At 60.7% G+C, this 19,330-nt stretch carries 18 protein-coding genes; 2 read left to right on the top strand and 16 right to left on the bottom strand.

Translation table 11 applies throughout. The features are described from left to right. Positions 1 to 12 precede the first annotated feature (12 nt). From mltG to NTD85_RS05190, 9 genes are all read right to left on the bottom strand, one after another. Positions 13 to 1,185, bottom strand: a complete 1,173-nt coding sequence (gene mltG, locus NTD85_RS05150; RefSeq protein WP_262141599.1) for an endolytic transglycosylase MltG — start codon at positions 1,183 to 1,185, stop codon at positions 13 to 15. A gap of 3 nt (positions 1,186 to 1,188) precedes the next feature. Continuing rightward, the gene (gene pabC, locus NTD85_RS05155; RefSeq protein ID WP_262141600.1) at positions 1,189 to 2,004 is read right to left on the bottom strand and encodes an aminodeoxychorismate lyase; all 816 of its coding nucleotides are present in this window, start codon (positions 2,002 to 2,004) and stop codon (positions 1,189 to 1,191) included. Then, on the bottom strand, positions 2,004 to 3,248 hold the full coding sequence (gene fabF, locus NTD85_RS05160; protein ID WP_003227039.1) for a beta-ketoacyl-ACP synthase II: 1,245 nt from the start codon (positions 3,246 to 3,248) through the stop codon (positions 2,004 to 2,006). The genes pabC and fabF overlap by 1 nt, the downstream gene beginning before the upstream one ends. 108 nt (positions 3,249 to 3,356) lie before the next feature. Beyond that, positions 3,357 to 3,593, bottom strand: a complete 237-nt coding sequence (gene acpP, locus NTD85_RS05165; protein WP_003227051.1) for an acyl carrier protein — start codon at positions 3,591 to 3,593, stop codon at positions 3,357 to 3,359. 196 nt (positions 3,594 to 3,789) lie between these two features. After that, positions 3,790 to 4,530: a 3-oxoacyl-ACP reductase FabG gene (gene fabG / locus NTD85_RS05170; protein ID WP_003227053.1), complete on the bottom strand. Its 741-nt coding sequence runs from the start codon at positions 4,528 to 4,530 to the stop codon at positions 3,790 to 3,792. A gap of 16 nt (positions 4,531 to 4,546) precedes the next feature. Further along, positions 4,547 to 5,485 carry an ACP S-malonyltransferase gene (fabD, locus tag NTD85_RS05175; protein WP_262141601.1) on the bottom strand — a complete coding sequence of 313 codons (939 nt, stop codon included), beginning with the start codon at positions 5,483 to 5,485 and terminating at the stop codon, positions 4,547 to 4,549. 123 nt (positions 5,486 to 5,608) lie between these two features. Next, entirely contained in the window at positions 5,609 to 6,619 is a 1,011-nt protein-coding gene (plsX, locus tag NTD85_RS05180; protein ID WP_080593259.1) for a phosphate acyltransferase PlsX, read from the bottom strand. A gap of 4 nt (positions 6,620 to 6,623) precedes the next feature. Further along, positions 6,624 to 6,806 (bottom strand): 50S ribosomal protein L32, encoded by a 183-nt coding sequence (rpmF, locus tag NTD85_RS05185; protein ID WP_003179396.1) that lies wholly within the window; start codon positions 6,804 to 6,806, stop codon positions 6,624 to 6,626. Positions 6,807 to 6,819: 13 nt separating this feature from the next. Then, a complete protein-coding gene (locus NTD85_RS05190) occupies positions 6,820 to 7,347 on the bottom strand; it encodes a YceD family protein (protein ID WP_003227058.1) in 528 nt (175 codons plus the stop codon). Between the two features lie 105 nt (positions 7,348 to 7,452). Here NTD85_RS05190 and NTD85_RS05195 point away from each other — a divergent pair, with 105 nt between their 5' ends. Continuing rightward, complete coding sequence (locus tag NTD85_RS05195; protein ID WP_103484735.1) at positions 7,453 to 8,031, top strand: Maf family protein; 579 nt, start codon at positions 7,453 to 7,455, stop codon at positions 8,029 to 8,031. Between the two features lie 48 nt (positions 8,032 to 8,079). On the opposite strand, the gene sppA is transcribed toward NTD85_RS05195, so the two are convergent. Genes sppA through rluC form a run of 3 tightly spaced genes read right to left on the bottom strand, consistent with a single transcriptional unit; the run spans position 8,080 to position 10,705 of the window. Continuing rightward, complete coding sequence (sppA, locus tag NTD85_RS05200) at positions 8,080 to 9,069, bottom strand: signal peptide peptidase SppA (RefSeq protein ID WP_103520747.1); 990 nt, start codon at positions 9,067 to 9,069, stop codon at positions 8,080 to 8,082. A 21-nt stretch (positions 9,070 to 9,090) separates the two neighbouring features. Beyond that, complete coding sequence (locus tag NTD85_RS05205; protein WP_103520748.1) at positions 9,091 to 9,756, bottom strand: HAD-IA family hydrolase; 666 nt, start codon at positions 9,754 to 9,756, stop codon at positions 9,091 to 9,093. After that, entirely contained in the window at positions 9,743 to 10,705 is a 963-nt protein-coding gene (gene rluC / locus NTD85_RS05210) for a 23S rRNA pseudouridine(955/2504/2580) synthase RluC (RefSeq protein ID WP_007950779.1), read from the bottom strand. Before rluC ends, NTD85_RS05205 begins: the two co-directional genes overlap by 14 nt. Positions 10,706 to 11,404: 699 nt before the next feature. Here rluC and rne point away from each other — a divergent pair. Beyond that, the gene (rne, locus tag NTD85_RS05215) at positions 11,405 to 14,641 is read left to right on the top strand and encodes a ribonuclease E (protein WP_262141603.1); all 3,237 of its coding nucleotides are present in this window, start codon (positions 11,405 to 11,407) and stop codon (positions 14,639 to 14,641) included. Positions 14,642 to 14,799: 158 nt separating this feature from the next. Here the strand turns inward: rne and NTD85_RS05220 are convergent, their stop codons facing one another. Genes NTD85_RS05220 through NTD85_RS05235 form a run of 4 tightly spaced genes read right to left on the bottom strand, consistent with a single transcriptional unit; the run spans position 14,800 to position 19,155 of the window. Then, positions 14,800 to 15,390: a nucleotidyltransferase family protein gene (locus tag NTD85_RS05220; RefSeq protein ID WP_262141604.1), complete on the bottom strand. Its 591-nt coding sequence runs from the start codon at positions 15,388 to 15,390 to the stop codon at positions 14,800 to 14,802. Continuing rightward, positions 15,387 to 16,367, bottom strand: a complete 981-nt coding sequence (locus NTD85_RS05225) for an XdhC family protein (RefSeq protein WP_262141605.1) — start codon at positions 16,365 to 16,367, stop codon at positions 15,387 to 15,389. The genes NTD85_RS05220 and NTD85_RS05225 overlap by 4 nt, the downstream gene beginning before the upstream one ends. Further along, positions 16,367 to 18,688 carry a xanthine dehydrogenase family protein molybdopterin-binding subunit gene (locus NTD85_RS05230; RefSeq protein WP_262141606.1) on the bottom strand — a complete coding sequence of 774 codons (2,322 nt, stop codon included), beginning with the start codon at positions 18,686 to 18,688 and terminating at the stop codon, positions 16,367 to 16,369. Before NTD85_RS05230 ends, NTD85_RS05225 begins: the two co-directional genes overlap by 1 nt. Further along, on the bottom strand, positions 18,685 to 19,155 hold the full coding sequence (locus NTD85_RS05235) for a (2Fe-2S)-binding protein (RefSeq protein ID WP_262141607.1): 471 nt from the start codon (positions 19,153 to 19,155) through the stop codon (positions 18,685 to 18,687). The genes NTD85_RS05230 and NTD85_RS05235 overlap by 4 nt, the downstream gene beginning before the upstream one ends. Positions 19,156 to 19,330 lie beyond the last annotated feature (175 nt).

Consider the following 19,330-nt stretch of genomic DNA (forward strand, 5'->3'; position numbering starts at 1 on the left):
CCTTAATCAAAGTCATTGCGCGTTTTGCGGAACGGCGGCATCCGGTGTCGGTGTGGGTTCCTGAGAGGGAACCTCCGGCAGCGCCTGCGGTGCAGTATCGGGCGAAGCCGCAGGAGTCGCTTCGGCGGCTGGCGCGGCAGCCGGTGTCCCCGCCGGTGCCGGGCTGGAGCGGTAATCGGCGCGGCGCTTGAGCTGGAATTCACGCACCGCGCTGTTGTGCGCGTCCAGGTCATCGGAGAACACATGGCTGCCATCGCCACGGGCGACAAAGTACAGGCTGTTGCCTTGCACCGGGTTCAGCGCAGCATGAATCGCTTCGCGTCCGACCATCGCGATCGGCGTCGGCGGCAGCCCCGGAATCACATAGGTGTTGTAGGGCGTCGGCTCTTTGAGATGCGCGCGTGTCAGCTTGCCGGTGTAGCGGTCGCCCAGACCATAGATCACGGTCGGATCGGTCTGCAACTGCATGCCCAGCGCCATGCGGCGCACGAACACGCCGGCAATCTGCCCACGCTCCTGCGGCACACCGGTCTCCTTCTCGACCAGCGAGGCCATGATCAGCGCCTGGTAAGGCTCGCTGTACGGAGCGTCGGCCGAGCGATTTTCCCACTCTTTGGCCAATACCTCGTCGAGTCGATCAAAGGCCTTCTTCAGCAATTCGACGTCGGAGACCCCGCGCACGAAGCGGTAGGTGTCCGGGAAGAAACGACCTTCGGGGAACAGACCGCGATGGCCGATTTTCTCCATCACTTCGCTGTCGCTCAAGCCCTTGAGGGTCTGCTCGATCTTTTCATCTTTTGCCAGCGCGGCGCGTACCTGATGGAAGTTCCAGCCCTCGACCAGCGTCAGGCTGTATTGCACCACTTCACCACGCTTCCACAAGTCGATCAGACCGTTGACGGTCATGCCCGGCTGCATGCGGTATTCACCGCTATGAATCGGCGTACCGGTCAGGTTGAAGCGCCAATAGATGCGTAACCAGAAGGCGTCCTTGATGACGCCATCGGTTTCGAGTTCAAGAAAGGTACGGGTCGGCGTCGAGCCTTTTGGCACATCCAGCAGTTCTTCCTGCGTGATGTTCAGCGGCTGTTCCAGCGCGGAATGAATTTTCCAGGCGCTGGCGCCCAGCAAAAGCCCTGCGAGAACCAGTCCGGTTTCCAGCAGCAGCAAGAGTTTACGTCTCACGAATCAGGCATCCAGTAGGGCGCGGGAAATGGTTTGCAGTTTACGGGTGAGTTTGCCAACCGGCCAGCTCAGTGCAGCGTAGGCGCGTACCGGCCAGACGCCATACACACTGTTGCAGACAAACACTTCATCAGCCCATTGCAGCTGTTCGAGGCTGATGTCGGTGATTTGCGTGTGAATCCCCAGGGACTCGGCCTGAAACAAAATTTCGGCACGCATTACGCCGGCCACGCCACAGCGCTTCAGATCCGAGGTGATCAGTACGCCGTCGCGCACCAGAAACAGGTTGCTGTACACGCCTTCGATGACGCGCCCGGCCTGATCGAGCATCAAGCCTTCGGCGTGTTCGCTGTCGCGCCATTCGGCACGGGCGAGCACTTGCTCCAGACGATTCAGATGTTTGAGACCAGCCAGCAAGGGCTGGTTAGACAACCGCGTGACGCAGGGAAACAGGCGCACGCCTTGCTCGCCATGCACGGCAGGATAAGCAGCGGGCGGGTTGCCTTGCAGAATGCGTCGGCCCTGCGCCGCTGGATCGGGCGCATAGCCGCGCAAGCCGTCACCTCGAGTGAGGATCAGCTTGAGGACGCCCTCGCCCATCGCCACGGCATAGGCCAGCAGCTCGGTGCGAACCAGCTCGATATCCGCCACGATGGCCAGACGCGAGCAACCCTCGGCCAAACGCGTCAGGTGACGATCCAGCAATACTGGCTGGCCGCCGTGCACAGCGATGGTCTCGAACAGACCATCGCCGTAAGCCAGGCCGCGATCTTTCAGCGACAGAGCGTCAGCCGGCTGACCGTCGACCCAGCTGTCCATCAGCCTGCGAACCGGCGGAACGCCAACGTGCCGTTGGTGCCGCCAAACCCGAAGGAGTTGGAGAGTACGACGTCGATGTCCATGTTGCGCGCAGTGTGCGGCACGAAATCGAGATCGCAGCCTTCATCCGGCTCGTCGAGGTTGATGGTCGGCGGTGCCACCTGGCTGTTGATCGCCAGCACACTGAAGATCGCCTCGACCGCGCCCGCCGCACCCAACAGGTGACCGGTCATGGACTTGGTGGAGCTGACCGCCAGGTTGTAGGCGTGATCACCGAACACGGTCTTGATCGCGTTGGCTTCGGCAAGGTCGCCGGCCGGGGTCGAAGTGCCGTGGGCGTTGATGTACTGCACCTGGTCGATGTTGATCTTCGCATCGCGCAGGGCATTGGTGATGCAGCGAGCCGCACCGGCACCGTCCGCAGGTGGCGAGGTCATGTGGAACGCATCACCGCTGGTACCGAAGCCGATCAGCTCGGCGTAGATCGTGGCGCCACGGGCCTTGGCGTGCTCGAGTTCTTCGAGCACCAGAGCACCGGCACCGTCAGACAGCACGAAGCCATCACGGCCCTTGTCCCACGGACGACTGGCGCGGGTCGGCTCGTCGTTGCGGGTCGAGAGCGCACGGGACGCACCGAAGCCGCCCATGCCCAGACCGCACGCGGCCATCTCGGCACCGCCAGCGATCATCACGTCGGCCTCGTCGTACATGATGTTGCGCGCCGCCATGCCAATGCAGTGCGTACCGGTGGTACAGGCAGTGGAAATGGCGTAGTTCGGCCCCTGTGCACCCAGGTGGATGGACAGAAAACCGGAAATCATATTGATGATCGAGCCTGGCACGAAGAATGGCGAGATTCGACGCGGGCCCGTCTCATGCAGGGTACGGCTGGTTTCTTCGATGTTGGTCAGACCGCCGATGCCCGAACCCATGGCTACGCCAATGCGCTCACGGTTGGCGTCGGTGACTTCCAGACCGGCGTTGCGAACAGCCTGAAAACCCGCGGCCAGACCGTACTGAATGAACAGGTCGAGCTTGCGTGCTTCCTTGACCGACAGGTATTCCTCGACATTGAAGCCCTTTACCGAGCCGCCAAAACGGGTGGAATAGGCAGAAAGGTCGGTGTGTTCGATCAGACCAATGCCACTGCGGCCAGCCAGAATGCCCTGCCAACTGCTCGGCACATCCGTGCCCAGTGGCGACAACATACCCATACCGGTGACTACGACGCGTCTACGCGACACAGCACTCTCCTTTTTCAAATGACGACTTTGCATCAGGCCTAAAGAAAAAACCGCACGCCATGATGGCAGTGCGGTTTTTCCATGACAGCAGACAACGATTACAAACTATTACGCCTGGTGGCTAGTAACGTAGTCGATTGCAGCTTGTACAGTAGTGATCTTCTCAGCTTCTTCATCAGGGATTTCGGTCTCGAATTCCTCTTCCAGAGCCATCACCAGCTCAACGGTGTCAAGGGAGTCGGCACCCAGGTCTTCAACGAAGGAAGCAGTGTTGACCACTTCTTCCTGTTTAACACCCAGTTGCTCGGCAACGATTTTCTTGACGCGCTCTTCGATGGTGCTCATACCTTGTTTTCACTCCTAATGGACAAATTCAGGCAGCTGGCCAGTGGGTAAGTGTATAGAAAGGCTTTTCAGCTTTTCAACTGAAAGCTTCACTCCTCAAACCCTGCGGCCCTCTGCCTATAAATAGATTGCAGCTTTATAACGGATTTTAGACAGCTCGTATGACATTTTTTTGAAGCAATCCGTCACATTTTACTTACATGTACATCCCACCGTTCACCGGGATTGTAGCCCCAGTGACGTATGCCGCACCGTCGGATGCAAGAAAAGCGACCACCGAAGCGATCTCTTGAGCTTGCCCCAGACGACCCAGCGGAATCTGCGTCTGCAAGGCTTCACGCTGTGCTTCCGGCAGTTCGCGAGTCATATCGGTGTCGATGAACCCTGGGGTTACCGAGTTGACCGTAATCGAACGCGAACCGACTTCACGCGCCATCGCACGGCTGAAACCTTCCAGACCGGCCTTGGCGGCTGCATAGTTTACTTGGCCTGCGTTGCCCATGGCACCCACCACCGAGCCAATACTGATAATTCGGCCCCAGCGCGCCTTGGTCATACCGCGCAAAACGCCCTTGGACAAGCGATACAGACTGTTAAGGTTGGTATCGATCACGTCGTACCACTCATCGTCTTTCATGCGCATCATCAGGTTATCGCGGGTGATGCCGGCATTATTGACCAGAATCGCCGGCGCACCGAACTGTTCCTGGATGCTCGCCAGAACCTTGCTGACAGATTCATCGCTAGTGACGTTGAGTTCCAGGCCAGTGCCCTGGATGCCGTGTTCTTTCAGGGTGGCAGCAATCGCCTCGGCGCCTTTGGCGGAAGTCGCAGTGCCGATGACGACGGCGCCCTGACGACCCAGTTCCAGTGCGATAGCCTGGCCGATACCGCGGCTTGCACCGGTGACCAGTGCAACTTTACCTTGCAGACTCATGCAAGTTTCTCCTGATTCAGGCCAGCGCTGCACGGGCGGCAGCGAAAGCGTCTGGGGTATTGAGGTTGGAAGTCGAAACGCCTTCGGCGCAACGTTTGTTCAGACCGGCGAGCACCTTGCCCGGGCCGCACTCGACCAGACTGGTGGCGCCTTTGGCAGCCAGGGTCTGGACCGATTCAACCCAGCGTACTGGTTTGTACAGTTGTTCGAGCAGATCACGCTTGAGGGTTTCCAGATCGGCCGGCACTTGCGCGCTGACGTTCTGGACCACCGGGATCTGCGGCGCCTGCCACTCGATGGCGGCAATGGATTCGGCAAAGCGCTCGGCCGCCGGACGCATCAGCTCGCAGTGCGAAGGCACGCTCACCGGCAACGGCATGGCGCGCTTGGCGCCACGGGCCTTGCAGCCCTCGATGGCGCGCTCAACGGCCGCCTTGGCACCGGCAATCACTACCTGGCCCGGCGAGTTGAAGTTGACTGCGCTGACCACTTCGCCTTGCGCCGCTTCGGCACAGGCTGCCAGCACGTCGGCATCTTCCAGACCGAGGATGGCAGCCATGCCGCCCTGCCCGGCCGGAACGGCTTCCTGCATCAACTGACCGCGACGCTCAACGAGCTTCACCGCGTCAGCCAGGCTCAGGCTGCCGGCGGCAACCAGCGCGCTGTATTCACCCAGGCTGTGCCCGGCGACAAATGCCGGACGCGCACCGCCTTGAGCCAGCCACAGGCGCCACAGGGCGATCGAAGCAGTCAGAATGGCCGGTTGGGTTTTGTCGGTTTGATTGAGCAGCTCTTCCGGACCCTGCTGGGTCAGCGCCCACAGGTCATAGCCCAGAGCATCGGATGCTTCTTTGAAGGTTTCGAGGATCAGCGGATGTTCCGCGCCCAGCTCGGCCAGCATGCCGAGGGACTGCGAACCCTGTCCTGGAAAGACGAATGCGAGGGAAGCAGACATGTAACAAGCCCCTAATGATCTTGTCGTCGGAAAATGACGCCCCACCGAGGGACGCAAGAAACTGACAGTTGGATGGCCCTTTGAACCGGGCGGTCACATTTAAGCATTGTCCGACGAAATCGCCTAAGACAACAAATCCTCCAGACGGCCATGGAGACGTTCGGGCAGATTCTCCTGAATCTCGATCAGTGCACGCTGAATCGCACTCTGAAACCCCTGAACCCCGGCCGAACCATGACTTTTCACTACAATGCCCTGCAAGCCGAGAAAGCTTGCGCCGTTATGTCGCGCCGGCGCCAGATCCGCCTGCAAGCGCTTCATCAATGGCAGCGCCAAAGCACCTACCACGCGGGAAGCGAAGTTTTTCTTGAACAAGGCCTCGATGCGCGCAGCGATCATCGTCGCCAGGCCCTCGCTGGACTTGAGCAGGATATTGCCGACAAACCCGTCACAGACCACCACATCCGCCTCGCCGCGATAAAGACCATCGCCCTCGACAAAACCGATGTAGTTGATGCCGCGCGCAGCCTGCAGCAAAGTCGCGGCCAGCTTGACCTGCTGATTGCCCTTGATGTCTTCGGTGCCGATATTCAGTAATGCGACACGCGGCCGGGCAATGCCCAGCGTCTGCGCCGCCACCGAGCCCATCACCGCGAACTGCAACAGATGCTCGGCGCTGCAATCGACGTTGGCGCCCAGATCGAGCAACTGGCAATAGCCCTTCTGCGTCGGAATCGCCGCCACCATCGCCGGCCGATCAATCCCCGGCAAGGTCTTGAGCACGAAACGCGACAGCGCCATCAACGCACCGGTATTACCGGCGCTGACACAGGCCTGAGCCTTGCCGTCACGCACCAGCTCCAGGGCGACACGCATCGACGAATCCGGCTTGCCACGCAAGGCCTGAGTCGGCTTTTCGTCCATGGTGATGACTTCAGACGCCGGAACAATCGTCAGGCGCGCGCGATCGGCAGCCGATTGGCCGTGGATCAGTTCTTCAAGAAGGGAGGATTGACCGACGAGGGTCAGGTGCAGCGAGGGCGTAGCAGAAAGGCAAGCAAGGCTGGCCTGAACAATGCTGCGGGGACCGAAGTCCCCGCCCATTGCGTCAATCGCGATGACTTGAGCGGACAAGTGATTACTCGTCAGCGCCCTTGTCGATCACTTTACGGCCACGGTATACGCCTTCTGGCGATACGTGGTGACGCAGGTGAACTTCACCAGTGGTTTTTTCTACAGACAGGGTGCTAGCCTCGAGAGCGTCGTGCGAACGGCGCATGTCACGGGCGGAGCGGGATTTTTTGTTCTGCTGAACAGCCATAATTGATTAACTCCTAAACGTTTGGGTCACGCTTTAACTGCGCCAATACACTGAACGGGTTGGACCGCGTTACCTCGTCCTCGCTCGGTTCGGGTTCATCTGCTCCCGCCGGCTGCTGGCATTCTTCCGGATGATGAGCAGGCACAATGGGCAAGGCGAGCAGAAGCTCCTCCTCGATCAGTGACTGCAGATCCAATGGATCTTCGCCCAGTTCCAGCACGTCATAACCTTTCGGTAACGACTGGGTATTCGCACCCTCCTTCACTACAGCGTAACTGCATTCGCTGTGGATCGGCAGGGTGACCAGCTCAAGACAACGCTGGCAGACCATTTTGACTTCGGTGTCGATAAAGCTGTGGATCACCACAGATTTACGTTCATCTCGTTCAAAAACGAATTTGGCCTGCACCTTACCGACATCGTCGGAAAGCGGGTCGCAGAGTCTCTTCAAATCGGCCAGCAGCAGTTCACCTTGAAGGGTGGTGCCACGGTCAGCCAATTTGCGCGGGTCAACGTGAGGTGGAATCGGGTCATTCAACATAGGCGCAGCATTATAGGGATGCACCCACCCATGTCAAAGGAAATTGTGCCCTGTCCGTCACTTGCGTGCCTCCGCTAGAATTCGCACCTGCCTCAGGAGACGCCAATGCTGCCTTTATTACTCGCCTCAAGCTCGACTTATCGCCGGGAATTGCTCGCCCGCCTACACCTGCCGTTCGTCTGCAGCTCGCCAGATATCGACGAAAGCCACCAGAACGGCGAATCCGCCATCGAACTGGTCAAGCGCCTCGCCGAACAGAAAGCCCGGGCACTGGCTGCCAGCCACCCTGCCCACCTGATTATCGGCTCGGACCAGGTTGCCGTGCTCGGCGAGCGGATCATCGGCAAGCCACACACCTTTGACAAGGCTCGCGAGCAACTGCTGGCGGCCAGCGGCGCCAGTGTGACCTTCCTCACCGGCCTGGCCCTGCTCAACAGCCAGACCGGCCTCTGCCAGGTCGACTGTGTGCCATTTACCGTACACATGCGCCAACTCGACGAAGCACGCATCGAACGCTACCTGCGCCTCGAGCAGCCCTACGACTGCGCCGGCAGCTTCAAGGCCGAAGGCCTGGGTGTGAGCCTGTTTCAGTCCACCGAAGGGCCTGACGCCACCAGCCTGATCGGCCTGCCACTCATCCGCCTGATTGACATGCTACTGGCCGAGGGCGTGCAAATTCCGTGACGCACAAAAAACCGGCCATCAAGGCCGGTTTGTTTATCAGACGAACTGTCAGCGCAACGAAGGCCCGTGGAAACCCATCCACATCGCCAATTGCTCAGCCACGCTGGCACCGAGCTTCTTCGAGAAGCGATCAAACGGCGATTCCTGCACGGTGAAATCCACCAACTCCTTCTCACCAATTACATCCCGCGCCACCGAACTGGTATTGCCCAGACCATCGATCAAACCCAGCGGCAGTGCCTGCTCACCTGACCAGACAAGACCGGAAAACAATTCCGGATGCTCCTTATCCTTCAGACGATCGCCACGCCCCTGCTTGACGCTATTGATGAACTGGTTGTGCGTGGTATCCAGCACCGTCTGCCAGAACGCCGTTTCATCCGGCTTCTGCGGCTGGAACGGGTCAAGGAACGACTTGTGCTCGCCAGACGTATAAGTGCGACGTTCAACGCCGAGCTTGTCCATGGTACCGACGAAACCGTAACCGGCCGCCGTTACACCAATCGAACCGACCAGACTCGCCTTGTCGGCATAGATCTGATCTGCCGCACTGGCGATGTAATAGGCACCGGACGCCCCGAGATCGGAAATCACCGCATAAACCTTGATGTCCGGATGCAGACCGCGCAGACGCTTGATTTCGTCGTACACGTAACCCGACTGCACCGGGCTGCCGCCAGGACTGTTGATCCGCAGGATTACACCTTTGACCTTCTTGTCCTCAAAGGCTGCACGCAGACTGCCAACAATGTTGTCGGCGCTGGCCGGCTCCTTGTCAGCGATCACACCAGTGACGTCGATCAGTGCGGTGTAGTTCGGGCCGCGAGTGGCGCTCTTTTCCATGTCCATCAGCGGCGTGAACGCAATCAGAGCGATAAACAGATAAACAAAAGTCAGCAGTTTGAAGAAAATCCCCCAGCGCCGCGAGCGACGCTGCTCCTGCACACCGGCGAGCAAGGTCTTTTCCAACAACTTCCAGCTTTTCGCGTCACCGTCGTCGGCACTTGCCTTGGCCGGTGCTTTCCATTCGTCGGTCATCCAGTCCACCCCAGAAAAAACTTATTTGGCCTGCTGCCCCAGCCAGGCATGCAACTCACTAAAATGGTCGATCGACAGGCGCGGCTCGAACTGCTGCAGCGAGTCAATCGACTGCGCGCCGTAGCTGACCGCCACAGAGGCCATGCCTGCATTACGCGCCATCAGCAGATCGAAGGACGAGTCCCCGACCATCAGCGCCTGCTCGGGATGCACGCCGCAGTGGTCGAGAATCTGTTCCAGCATCAACGGATGCGGCTTGCTCGCAGTCTCGTCGGCGGCGCGGGTGATATCGAAAAAATCTTCCCAGCCATTGGCTTTCAGCACCCGATCCAGTCCGCGACGATTCTTGCCAGTCGCGACCGCCAGGTGAAAACCCTGCTCACGAAAGGACGCCATCGACTCGACTACACCCTCGAACAGCGGCGAAGGCACGGCTTCTGCCGCGATGTAGTGATCGGCGTAGTACTCGCGAAACAAGGTCATCTCGGCATCGCTGATGTCCGGATACAAGGTGCGGATCGCCTCGGGCAAGCCCAGACCGATGATGCCCTTGACGGCAAAATCATCGCGCAACTCGAAACCGGAACGCCCGGACGCAGAATGCATCGCCTCGACAATCCGACCAATGGAATCGGCGAGGGTGCCGTCCCAATCGAAAATCAGCAGCTTGTAATCAGATGGGCGCACTCAATCGCTCCACGGTCTTGGCCCACATTTCATCGACCGGTGCCTGCAACTTGAGCTCACCGCCATCAGGCAGCGGCACGGTCAGCATGTAGGCGTGCAGGAACAGGCGCTTGCCGCCCAGATCACGGATTTCCTTGCTGAAACCGTCATCGCCGTACTTGGTGTCACCGGCAATGCAGTGCCCGGCGTGCAACGTGTGGACGCGGATCTGGTGCGTACGGCCGGTGATCGGCTTGGCTTCGATCAGGGTGGCAAAGTCGCCGAAGCGGCGCAGGACCTTGAACACGGTCACCGACTCCTTGCCCTCCTCCTCGTCGACCTCGACCATGCGCTCGCCGGAGCGCAGATTGCTCTTGCCGAGCGCCGCACGGACTTGCTTGATCGAAGTCGCCCAGTTACCGCGAACCAGTGCCATGTAGCGCTTGTCGACGCCGTCACCGCGCAATGCGGCGTGCAAGTGGCGCAACATGCTGCGCTTCTTGGCGATCATCAACAGACCGGAGGTATCACGGTCGAGACGGTGAACCAGCTCCAGCTCCTTGGCATCGGGGCGCAACTGACGAAAGGCTTCGATGACACCGTAATTCAAGCCGCTGCCGCCGTGAACCGCAATGCCGGCGGGCTTGTTGATCACGATCAGGGCTTTGTCTTCGTAGACAATCGAGGCTTCCAGGCGCTGCAACAGACCTTGGGCCAAAGGCACCGGCTCGTCGCGCTCAGGCACGCGAACCGGTGGCACGCGCACGATATCGCCGGCCTGCAGCTTGTATTCGGGCTTGATCCGCCCCTTGTTCACACGCACTTCGCCTTTACGCAAAATGCGGTAAATCAAGGTCTTGGGCACGCCTTTGAGCCGGGCAAGGAGGAAATTGTCGATTCGTTGGCCGGCATACTCCGGCGAGACTTCAAGCAGTTGAACGCCTGGAGTCGAAGGGGCAGTAGTTGTCATGCCGCGGATGATAACAATTTTTATGGAATTGAAGCACTTAATCATTGCTGCTATAGTCGCGAACGCCGCCAAAAGCGGCCTGGACAGCGGAACCACGGTCAAAAACCGGCCCTGACCAACGCAATTCACCAGGACGCGAGGCCGTCCTACGGGGCTTTCGCTACTTAACGGTGGAGTTTGCAGTTGTAACAAGCGCAGGTGACATGAGGCCTGAATTACACCGTCGAGCAGAGTTTTCACTCGCCTGACAGGCAAATATTCGAGGCCAGTTCACAAAGTGCAGTCAGCTGCAGATGACCCCGAGCGAAGGCTTCGGAAACATCGCCTGAATTAGCCATGATGCGTGACCTCCCCTTTCGGAGCTCACGGTAAATGCCAACCCGCTGCGGATTCTGCGCGCGGCAGCACCCGAATTATCAGGGATACGTGTAGGGTGGAGATGCACAACCGCCGGACTGTGTAGCAATAGGCTTTATCAAGACGCTTCATCTCGTCCACAGCCGCTGGTTGATTCCTCCTCCTGACTGAGTGCTTAAGTAGCCACAGCAAGCAGGACGCGTACGTCGCGATATCGGCCCAATTGGCCTGACATCGCTGGACACGGGAATGGCCAACCACTCCCGACGCACCTGACACCGACCGTGAGAAGTCGTGTGTGCCGAACGCCGTTTCCGGCAGCCCGGAAACCGACGGTACTACATGAAAAGAATGCTGATTAACGCAACTCAACCCGAAGAGTTGCGTGTTGCACTGGTAGATGGCCAACGCCTCTACGACCTGGACATCGAATCCGGTGCACGCGAGCAGAAAAAGGCCAACATCTACAAAGGCCGTATCACTCGCATCGAACCAAGCCTTGAGGCTGCCTTTGTCGATTTCGGCTCCGAGCGCCACGGCTTCCTGCCCCTCAAAGAAATCTCCCGCGAATACTTCAAGAAAGCCCCTGAAGGCCGCGTCAACATCAAGGACGTCCTGAGCGAAGGCCAGGAAGTCATCGTTCAGGTCGAAAAAGAAGAACGTGGCAACAAGGGCGCCGCCCTGACCACTTTCATCAGCCTGGCCGGTCGTTACCTCGTGCTGATGCCGAACAACCCGCGTGCCGGCGGTATCTCCCGTCGCATCGAAGGCGAAGAGCGCAACGAACTGCGTGAAGCGCTGAACGGTCTGGTTGCTCCAGCCGACATGGGTCTGATCGTGCGCACTGCCGGCCTGGGCCGCAGCAGCGAAGAAATGCAGTGGGACCTCGACTACCTGCTGCAACTGTGGACCGCCATCAAAGAAGCCTCGCTGGATCGCTCCGCGCCGTTCCTGATCTACCAGGAAAGCAACGTGATCATCCGCGCCATCCGCGATTACCTGCGCCAGGACATCGGCGAAGTGCTGATCGACAGCGTTGAAGCCCAGGACGAAGCCCTGACCTTCATCCGCCAGGTGATGCCGCAGTACGCCAGCAAGATCAAGCTGTACGAAGACAGCGTGCCGCTGTTCAACCGTTTCCAGATCGAAAGCCAGATCGAGACCGCTTTCCAGCGCGTCGTCGAACTGCCTTCCGGCGGCTCCATCGTCATCGATCCGACCGAAGCCCTGGTGTCCATCGACATCAACTCGGCGCGCGCCACCAAAGGCAGCGACATCGAAGAAACCGCGCTGCAGACCAACCTTGAAGCCGCCGAAGAAATCGCCCGTCAGTTGCGCCTGCGCGACATCGGCGGCCTGATCGTCATCGACTTCATCGACATGACCCCAGCCAAGAACCAGCGCGCCGTGGAAGAGAAAGTCCGCGAATGCCTGGAAGCCGACCGCGCTCGCGTGCAGATCGGCCGCATCTCGCGCTTCGGCCTGCTGGAAATGTCCCGTCAGCGCCTGCGTCCATCGCTGGGCGAAAGCAGCGGCATCGTCTGCCCGCGCTGCAACGGCACCGGCATCATCCGTGACGTCGAATCGCTGTCGCTGGCAATCCTGCGTCTGATCGAAGAAGAAGCCCTGAAAGACCGCACTGCCGAAGTGCGCGCTCAGGTGCCGATCCCGGTCGCCGCCTTCCTGCTTAACGAAAAACGCAACTCGATCACCAAGATCGAACTGCGCACCCGTGCCCGTATCGTCATTCTGCCGAACGATCACCTCGAAACCCCGCACTTCGAAGTTCAGCGTCTGCGTGACGACAGCCCGGAAGCAGCGACCAACCAGTCCAGCTACGAAATCGCTGCTGCCGCTGCCGAAGTCGAAGAAGTCCAGCCAGCCGCTGCGACCCGCACCCTGGTTCGCCAGGAAGCCGCGGTCAAGACTGCTCCGGCCCGCGCCAACGCTCCGGTGCCGACCGAAGTCGCCGCGCCTGTCGCCGCTGCACCCGCTCCGGTTGCCGCGCCAGAGCCAAGCCTGTTCAAAGGCCTGGTGAAATCGCTGGTCAGCCTGTTCGCGACCAAAGAAGAGCCAGCCGCTCCGGTCGTCGTTGAAAAACCGGCCACCGAGCGTCCGGCCCGCAACGAAGAGCGTCGCAACGGTCGTCAGCAGAGCCGCAACCGTAACGGTCGCCGCGATGAAGAGCGCAAGCCGCGCGAAGAACGTGCACCGCGTGAAGAGCGCGCACCACGTGAGCCGCGTGAAGAGCGTCAGCCGCGTGAAGCCCGTGAACCGCGTGAAGCCCGCACCGAAGCGCCAGCCGCTCGCGAAGAACGCGCACCCCGCGCTCCGCGTGAAGAACGTGCACCACGTGCGCCACGTGAAGACCGCAAGCCACGTGGCGAGCGTGAAGAGCGTGTCCGTGAACTGCGCGAGCCATTGGACGCCGCTCCGGCCGCACCCGTAGCTGCTGCCGCTGCCGCTGTTGTCGCAGAAGAGCGTCCGGCCCGTCAGCCACGCGAAGAACGCGCACCGCGTCCGCCGCGTGAAGAGCGTCAACCGCGTGCCGAACAGGCTGCTGCGGTAGCCGAAGAAGAAGTCATCACCGGCGAAGAGCAACTGTCGGAAGACGGTCAGGACAACGCCGAAGGCGATCGTCCACGTCGTCGCTCCCGTGGTCAGCGTCGTCGCAGCAACCGTCGCGAGCGTCAGCGTGATGCCAACGGCAACGTGATCGAAGGTTCGGAAGAGTCCGAGTCCGGCGAAAACGCTGAATCAGCACCAAGCGCTGCCGATCTGGCTGCCGGCCTGGCCGTGACCGCCGCTGTTGCCAGCAGCGTGATCAGCGCTCCAGCCGAAGCACAGGCACACGAGCAAGCTGAACGCGCCACCGCCGCCACCCTGGAAACTGCTCCAGTGGAAGCGCCGGTCGTTGAAGCCACTACCCCAGTGGAAGTGGTTGCTGCTCCGGAAGTCGAAGCGGCACCGGTTCGCGAAGCTCAGCCTCAGGCTGAAGTCGCTGCCGAGCCTGCTCCGGTTGTCGAGGCGCCAGTTGTGGTCGCAGAGCCGGTTGCTGAAACCGTCGCTGAAACCGTGACCGAAACCGTGCGTGAAGTTCGCGAAGAACAGACCGCCTTCAACTGGGTTGCCGAGCCTGCCGTCGCTGAAAAGCCAGCGCCGGTAGCAGAAGCCCCGGTGGCTGAAGAAACCAAGGCCGCCGCGCCAGTCGTTGAAGTGGCCGAACCTGCTCCAGCGCCAGTGGTTGAAGCACCGGTCGTCGAAGCGCCTGTGGTTGCTGAAGCCCCTGCTCCAGTGGTTGAAGCCGCTCCGGTCAGCGCCCTGACGCCAAACGGCCGTGCGCCAAACGACCCACGTGAAGTGCGTCGCCGCAAGCGTGAAGCCGAGCGTCTGCAGAAGGAAGCCGAACTGGCTGCCGCTGCAGCTCCAGCTGCTGACGTCGTAGAGGTTGCTGCTTCCGTGACTGAAGAAGCAGTGGTTGAGTCGGTGATCGCCGAAGCACCACGCTCCGTTCAGGACGCGGTCGAGCATCACCAAGAGGCCCAGGAAAAAGAACACGAGCCTAAACCGCTCGTCTGATTCCGAAAGCCAATAAAAAGCCCCGCCTCGGTGAAAACCTGGCGGGGCTTTTTTATTCCATTTAGAAGATCAAAAGATCGCAGCCTTCGGCAGCTCCTACAGGTGATCACATCCAAAATGTAGGAGCTGCCGAAGGCTGCGATCTTTTGATCTGGCTTTTATTTGAACACCAACGCCTCAGGCACATCGATATCCCACAACACCCCGGGATCATCCACCACCACTTCAACCACCCGCCCCTGCTTGAACAACGGTCTGGCCCCGTGATCGCCACTCAACGCCTGCAACGCCGGCCCAAAAGAACGCCCAAACCCCACCGGATGCCCAAACTCGCCCTCCTGCACCGGCACACTAACCGCGTCATCGGTCATTGCCGCCACCACCCGCTCAATACTCGACGGCAAAATAAACGGCATATCCCCCAGCACAATCAACCAGCCATCCGCCTCCGGACAAGCCGCAACGCCCGCCGCAATGCTGTCACCCATCCCGGTCGAATCAATCGAGACCACCTCACAGCCATAGGCCTGAGCCATGCGCATCGCCTGCGGCCGCGCTTCGGTGGTGACCAGCACCCGCTTGTCGAGACCGGCCGGCAGATTCAGCAATACCTGCTCGATCACCGAACGCACCGCACCATCACGCCCGGTGCAATCGGCCAACAGCTTGTCCTTGTCCGCACCCGCGACCTGACGAAAGCGACTACCCTCGCCCGCCGCCAGCACAATCACTGCGATGGATCGACTCATGACGCCTCCACAACTTTCTTCTGTTTCAACTCGACGCCGTTCTTGATCGCGACGATCTCCGCCAACAACGACAGGGCAATCTCCGCCGGTGAATGGCTGCCGATGTGCAAACCGATCGGCCCGTGCAAACGGTTGATCGCCTCGGGTGACAAGCCCAACTGAGCCAGATTGTCCCGGCGCTTCTGACTGTTGACCCGCGATCCGAGTGCACCGACATAAAAGGCCGGCGAATCGAGTGCGGTGAGCAGCGCCATATCGTCCAGGCGTGGATCGTGGGTCAGCGCCACAATCGCCGTGCGTTCGTCTGTCTGTATGTTCAACACCGCGTCATCCGGCATGCCCGGGACAAAGCGACCGTGGTGCTCTTCCCAGCCGTAGACGAACTCGGTACGCGGATCGCAGATCAGCACCTCGAATTCCAGCAGCCGCGCCATGTCCGCCACGTAACGCGACAGCTGTCCGGCGCCGATCAACAACAGACGCCAGCGCGGACCATAAATGGCGCGCAGGGTCTTGCCGTCGAATTCGAGCACATCGGATTTGCTCGCCGCCGACAGCACAACCTCACCGCTTTCGATGTTCAGCTGACGGGCGACAATCTCATGGTTTTCACAACGCGCCAGCAACTCCGCGACCCACGCCGGATCACCGACCCGCTCCTCGGTCAGACGCAGCGTGCCGCCACAGGGCAAGCCGAAACGCGCCGCCTCCTCGCGAGTGACGCCATAGGTAATCAGTTGTACCGGCGGGCCGTCGCTGGCGATGCGCCCGTCGTGCAGGCGGGCGATCAGGTCATCCTCGACACAACCGCCCGACACCGAGCCGATCACCACGCCGTCCTCGCGCAACGCGAGCATCGCGCCGGGTGCCCGGGGCGCGGTGCCCCAGGTCTGCACCACGCTGAACAGCACCACTCGCTGCCCGGCGCGGCGCCACTCGAGCACGCTGCGCAGGACGTTGAGGTCGACGCTGTCCATTACGCCTGCGCCTTCTGCCAGCCCTGCAACTGATAACGCACCGGCAAGTTGCGGATGCGCTGGCCCGTCGCGGCGAAGATCGCATTGCACAGCGCCGGCGCAATTGGCGGCACGCCCGGCTCACCGACACCGCCCAACGGCACGTCGCCCGGCGGCGTCACCAGATGCACGGCGATTTCCTTCGGCGCCAGCGACATGCGCGCCACTTCGTACATATGGAAGTTGTCCTGCTGAACCTTGCCGTCCTTGAAGCTGATTTCACCCAGCACCGCGTTGCCCAGGCCCATCACGCATGCGCCCTCGAACTGCGAGCGAATGCGTTCAGGGTTGATCTGCGGCCCGCAATCGACGGCGATGTCAGCCTTGTGCACGATCAGCGTACCGTCGTCCTTGACCTCGACTTCGATCACCGCCGCCACATAGGTGACGAAGCTGTAATGCATCGCCAGACCGAGGCCTCGGCCCTTGGGCAATTGGCGCCCCCAGCCGGCAGCCCTGGCGGCGGTTTCCAATACCGTGCGCATGCGCCCGGTGTCGATCGGATAGCGCTCGGGTGATTCGCCGTAGTTCCACTCCTCACTCAGGGTACGCGGGTCGATCTGCCGATCCGGGCCGAGCAACCTGATCTGGTATTTCAGCGGATCAACCCCGGCCTTGTGCGCCAGTTCATCGACAAAACTCTGGATCGCAAAGCCGTGGGGAATGTTCGACACCGAGCGATACCAGCCGACCCGGGTGTGCACCGTGGCTTCGGGGTTTTCCAGACGCACGTTGGGAATCGCGTAGGCCATGTTGGTAAAGCCCATGCCCAGTTCGAACGCCGCCTCATGGTTCATGCCCGGAGCGAACAGCGCCGTAATACTCGGCGCCACCGTGCGATGCAGCCAGCCGGAGGGCATGCCGTCCTTGCCAACGGCGGCCTTCAGGTACTCGGCGGACACCGTGTGGAAATACGAGTTGTGGATGTCATCCTCGCGCGTCCATTGCACCCGCACCGCTTTGCCGGGGAACTCTTTGGCGAGGATCGCCGCTTCGACGACGAAATCCGGCTTGGATTTACGGCCGAAACCGCCACCGAGCAGCGTGACATTAAAGGTGACATTGTCGAACGGCAGCCCGAGGCGCTCGGCGATGCGCTCGCGAGTTACCTGCGGCGCCTGACTCGGCGCCCACGCCTCACACACGCCGTTGTCGTAGCGGGCGATGGCGACCATCGGCTCCATCGGTGCCTGCGCCAGATGCGGCAGATAGTAGGACGCTTCGAGACTGCTGGCGGCGCCGCTCAGGGCTTTGTCGATATCGCCGGTGTTGCGCACCACTTTGCCGGGTTTGCGCGACGCCGCTTCCAGTTCCTTGCGATAAGCGATCGAGTCATAACTGGCGTTGGGGCCGTCGTCCCACTCGATTTTCAGCGCCTCACGACCCTTGATCGCTGCCCAGGTATTGCTGGCAATCACCGCTACACCGCCCAGTGGCTGGAATTCCGAAGGCAGTGGGCGGCTTTCGATCTGCATGACCTTCAGCACGCCAGGGACTTTCAGCGCTGCGCTGTCATCCAGCGACTTGACCTTGCCGCCATACACCGCCGGACGCGCGATGGTCGCGTAGAGCATGCCGTCGAAATGCACGTCGGCGCCGTACACCGCGCGCCCGTTGACGATGTCGGCGCCGTCGATGGCTTTGGTGCCTTCCTTGCCGATGTAGCGGAACTCCGACGGCTGCTTGAGGCGCAGGCTGTCACGGGCCGGCACCGCCAGCGCACTGGCTGCAGCGGCAAGTTCGCCGTAACCCAGCTCGCGACCGGAAGGTTTATGCAGGACTTTGTGCAACTGCGCCTGGCACTCGCCCACCGGCACCTGCCACTGCGCGGCAGCGGCTTGTTCGAGCATGGTCCGGGCCGCCGCGCCGCAACGACGCATCGGCTCATACCAGTGACGCATGCTGCGTGAACCGTCAGTGTCCTGGTTGCCGAAACGTACTTCGTCACCCGGCGCTTGCTGGACTTTGACTTTGGCCCAATCGGCGTCCAGTTCATCAGCGACCACCATGCTCAGACTGGTGCGCACGCCCTGGCCCATTTCCGAACGGTTGCAGACCACGGTGACCGTGCCATCCGCGGCAATGCTGACGTAGACCTTGGGATCGTCGATCCAGCCATTGGGCATGCCGTCGGCACCGAACTTCTTCGGTTTGTCTTCAGCCAACGCATCCTGCCAGCCCCAGCTCGCGGCCAGCACCAATGCGCCCGTGGCGCCGACGCCTTTGAGAAAACCGCGACGGCTGAGATTGCTCAGGGCGAAATCATTCGGCAAGCGGCTCATGCCTTGGCCTCCTTCAAGTTAGTGGAGGCCTGGCGGATCGCGGTCTTGATTCGGTTGTAAGTGCCGCACCTGCAAATGTTGCCGACCATTGCCTCTTCGATCTGCTCGTCGCTCGGATTGGGGTTGGTCTTGAGCAACGCGGTGGCGGACATGATCTGCCCACCCTGACAAAAACCACATTGCGCCACGGCGCTGTCGAGCCAGGCTTGCTGCACCACCTGCCCCACCGGATCGGCGTGCAGGTTGTCGATGGTGGTGACGTTCTGCCCGATCACCGAACCGATCGGCGTGATACAACTGCGCGCCGGCAAGCCATCGATGTGAATGGTACAGGCGCCGCACAGGCCCATGCCGCAGCCGAATTTGGTGCCGTTGTATCCGGCGACGTCACGGATTGCCCAGAGCAGCGGCATGTCTTCGGTGACGTCCAGTGGGTGATCCTGGCCATTGAGTTTCAGGGTAATCATGGGCACGCCCGCATATTCTTGGTGGTTATGGGGTCGAGCAATCTGCCGCCAGAACTGGCGGTGGTTCACGCAGATCGACTCAGGCTAATCGGCCGATACACATCAGTGAAGCTGAATACTGATCCTGTGGCGAGGGAGCTTGCTCCCGCTGGACTGCGTAGCAGGCCCTTCTTGA

Source organism: Pseudomonas sp. 13B_3.2_Bac1, assembly GCF_025466205.1.
Classification (GTDB): Bacteria; Pseudomonadota; Gammaproteobacteria; order Pseudomonadales; family Pseudomonadaceae; genus Aquipseudomonas; species Aquipseudomonas fluorescens_H.

Excerpts from the sequence above, each read along its gene's own strand:
- pabC (WP_262141600.1), bottom strand. The coding sequence starts at position 2,004 with ATGGACAGCTGGGTCGACGGTCAGCCGGCTGACGCTCTGTCGCTGAAA.
- acpP (WP_003227051.1), bottom strand. The coding sequence starts at position 3,593 with ATGAGCACCATCGAAGAGCGCGTCAAGAAAATCGTTGCCGAGCAACTG.
- fabG (WP_003227053.1), bottom strand. The coding sequence starts at position 4,530 with ATGAGTCTGCAAGGTAAAGTTGCACTGGTCACCGGTGCAAGCCGCGGT.
- fabD (WP_262141601.1), bottom strand. The coding sequence starts at position 5,485 with ATGTCTGCTTCCCTCGCATTCGTCTTTCCAGGACAGGGTTCGCAGTCC.
- rpmF (WP_003179396.1), bottom strand. The coding sequence starts at position 6,806 with ATGGCTGTTCAGCAGAACAAAAAATCCCGCTCCGCCCGTGACATGCGC.
- NTD85_RS05190 (WP_003227058.1), bottom strand. The coding sequence starts at position 7,347 with ATGTTGAATGACCCGATTCCACCTCACGTTGACCCGCGCAAATTGGCT.
- NTD85_RS05195 (WP_103484735.1), top strand. The coding sequence starts at position 7,453 with ATGCTGCCTTTATTACTCGCCTCAAGCTCGACTTATCGCCGGGAATTG.
- sppA (WP_103520747.1), bottom strand. The coding sequence starts at position 9,069 with ATGACCGACGAATGGAAAGCACCGGCCAAGGCAAGTGCCGACGACGGT.
- rluC (WP_007950779.1), bottom strand. The coding sequence starts at position 10,705 with ATGACAACTACTGCCCCTTCGACTCCAGGCGTTCAACTGCTTGAAGTC.
- rne (WP_262141603.1), top strand. The coding sequence starts at position 11,405 with ATGAAAAGAATGCTGATTAACGCAACTCAACCCGAAGAGTTGCGTGTT.
- NTD85_RS05220 (WP_262141604.1), bottom strand. The coding sequence starts at position 15,390 with ATGAGTCGATCCATCGCAGTGATTGTGCTGGCGGCGGGCGAGGGTAGT.
- NTD85_RS05225 (WP_262141605.1), bottom strand. The coding sequence starts at position 16,367 with ATGGACAGCGTCGACCTCAACGTCCTGCGCAGCGTGCTCGAGTGGCGC.
- NTD85_RS05230 (WP_262141606.1), bottom strand. The coding sequence starts at position 18,688 with ATGAGCCGCTTGCCGAATGATTTCGCCCTGAGCAATCTCAGCCGTCGC.
- NTD85_RS05235 (WP_262141607.1), bottom strand. The coding sequence starts at position 19,155 with ATGATTACCCTGAAACTCAATGGCCAGGATCACCCACTGGACGTCACC.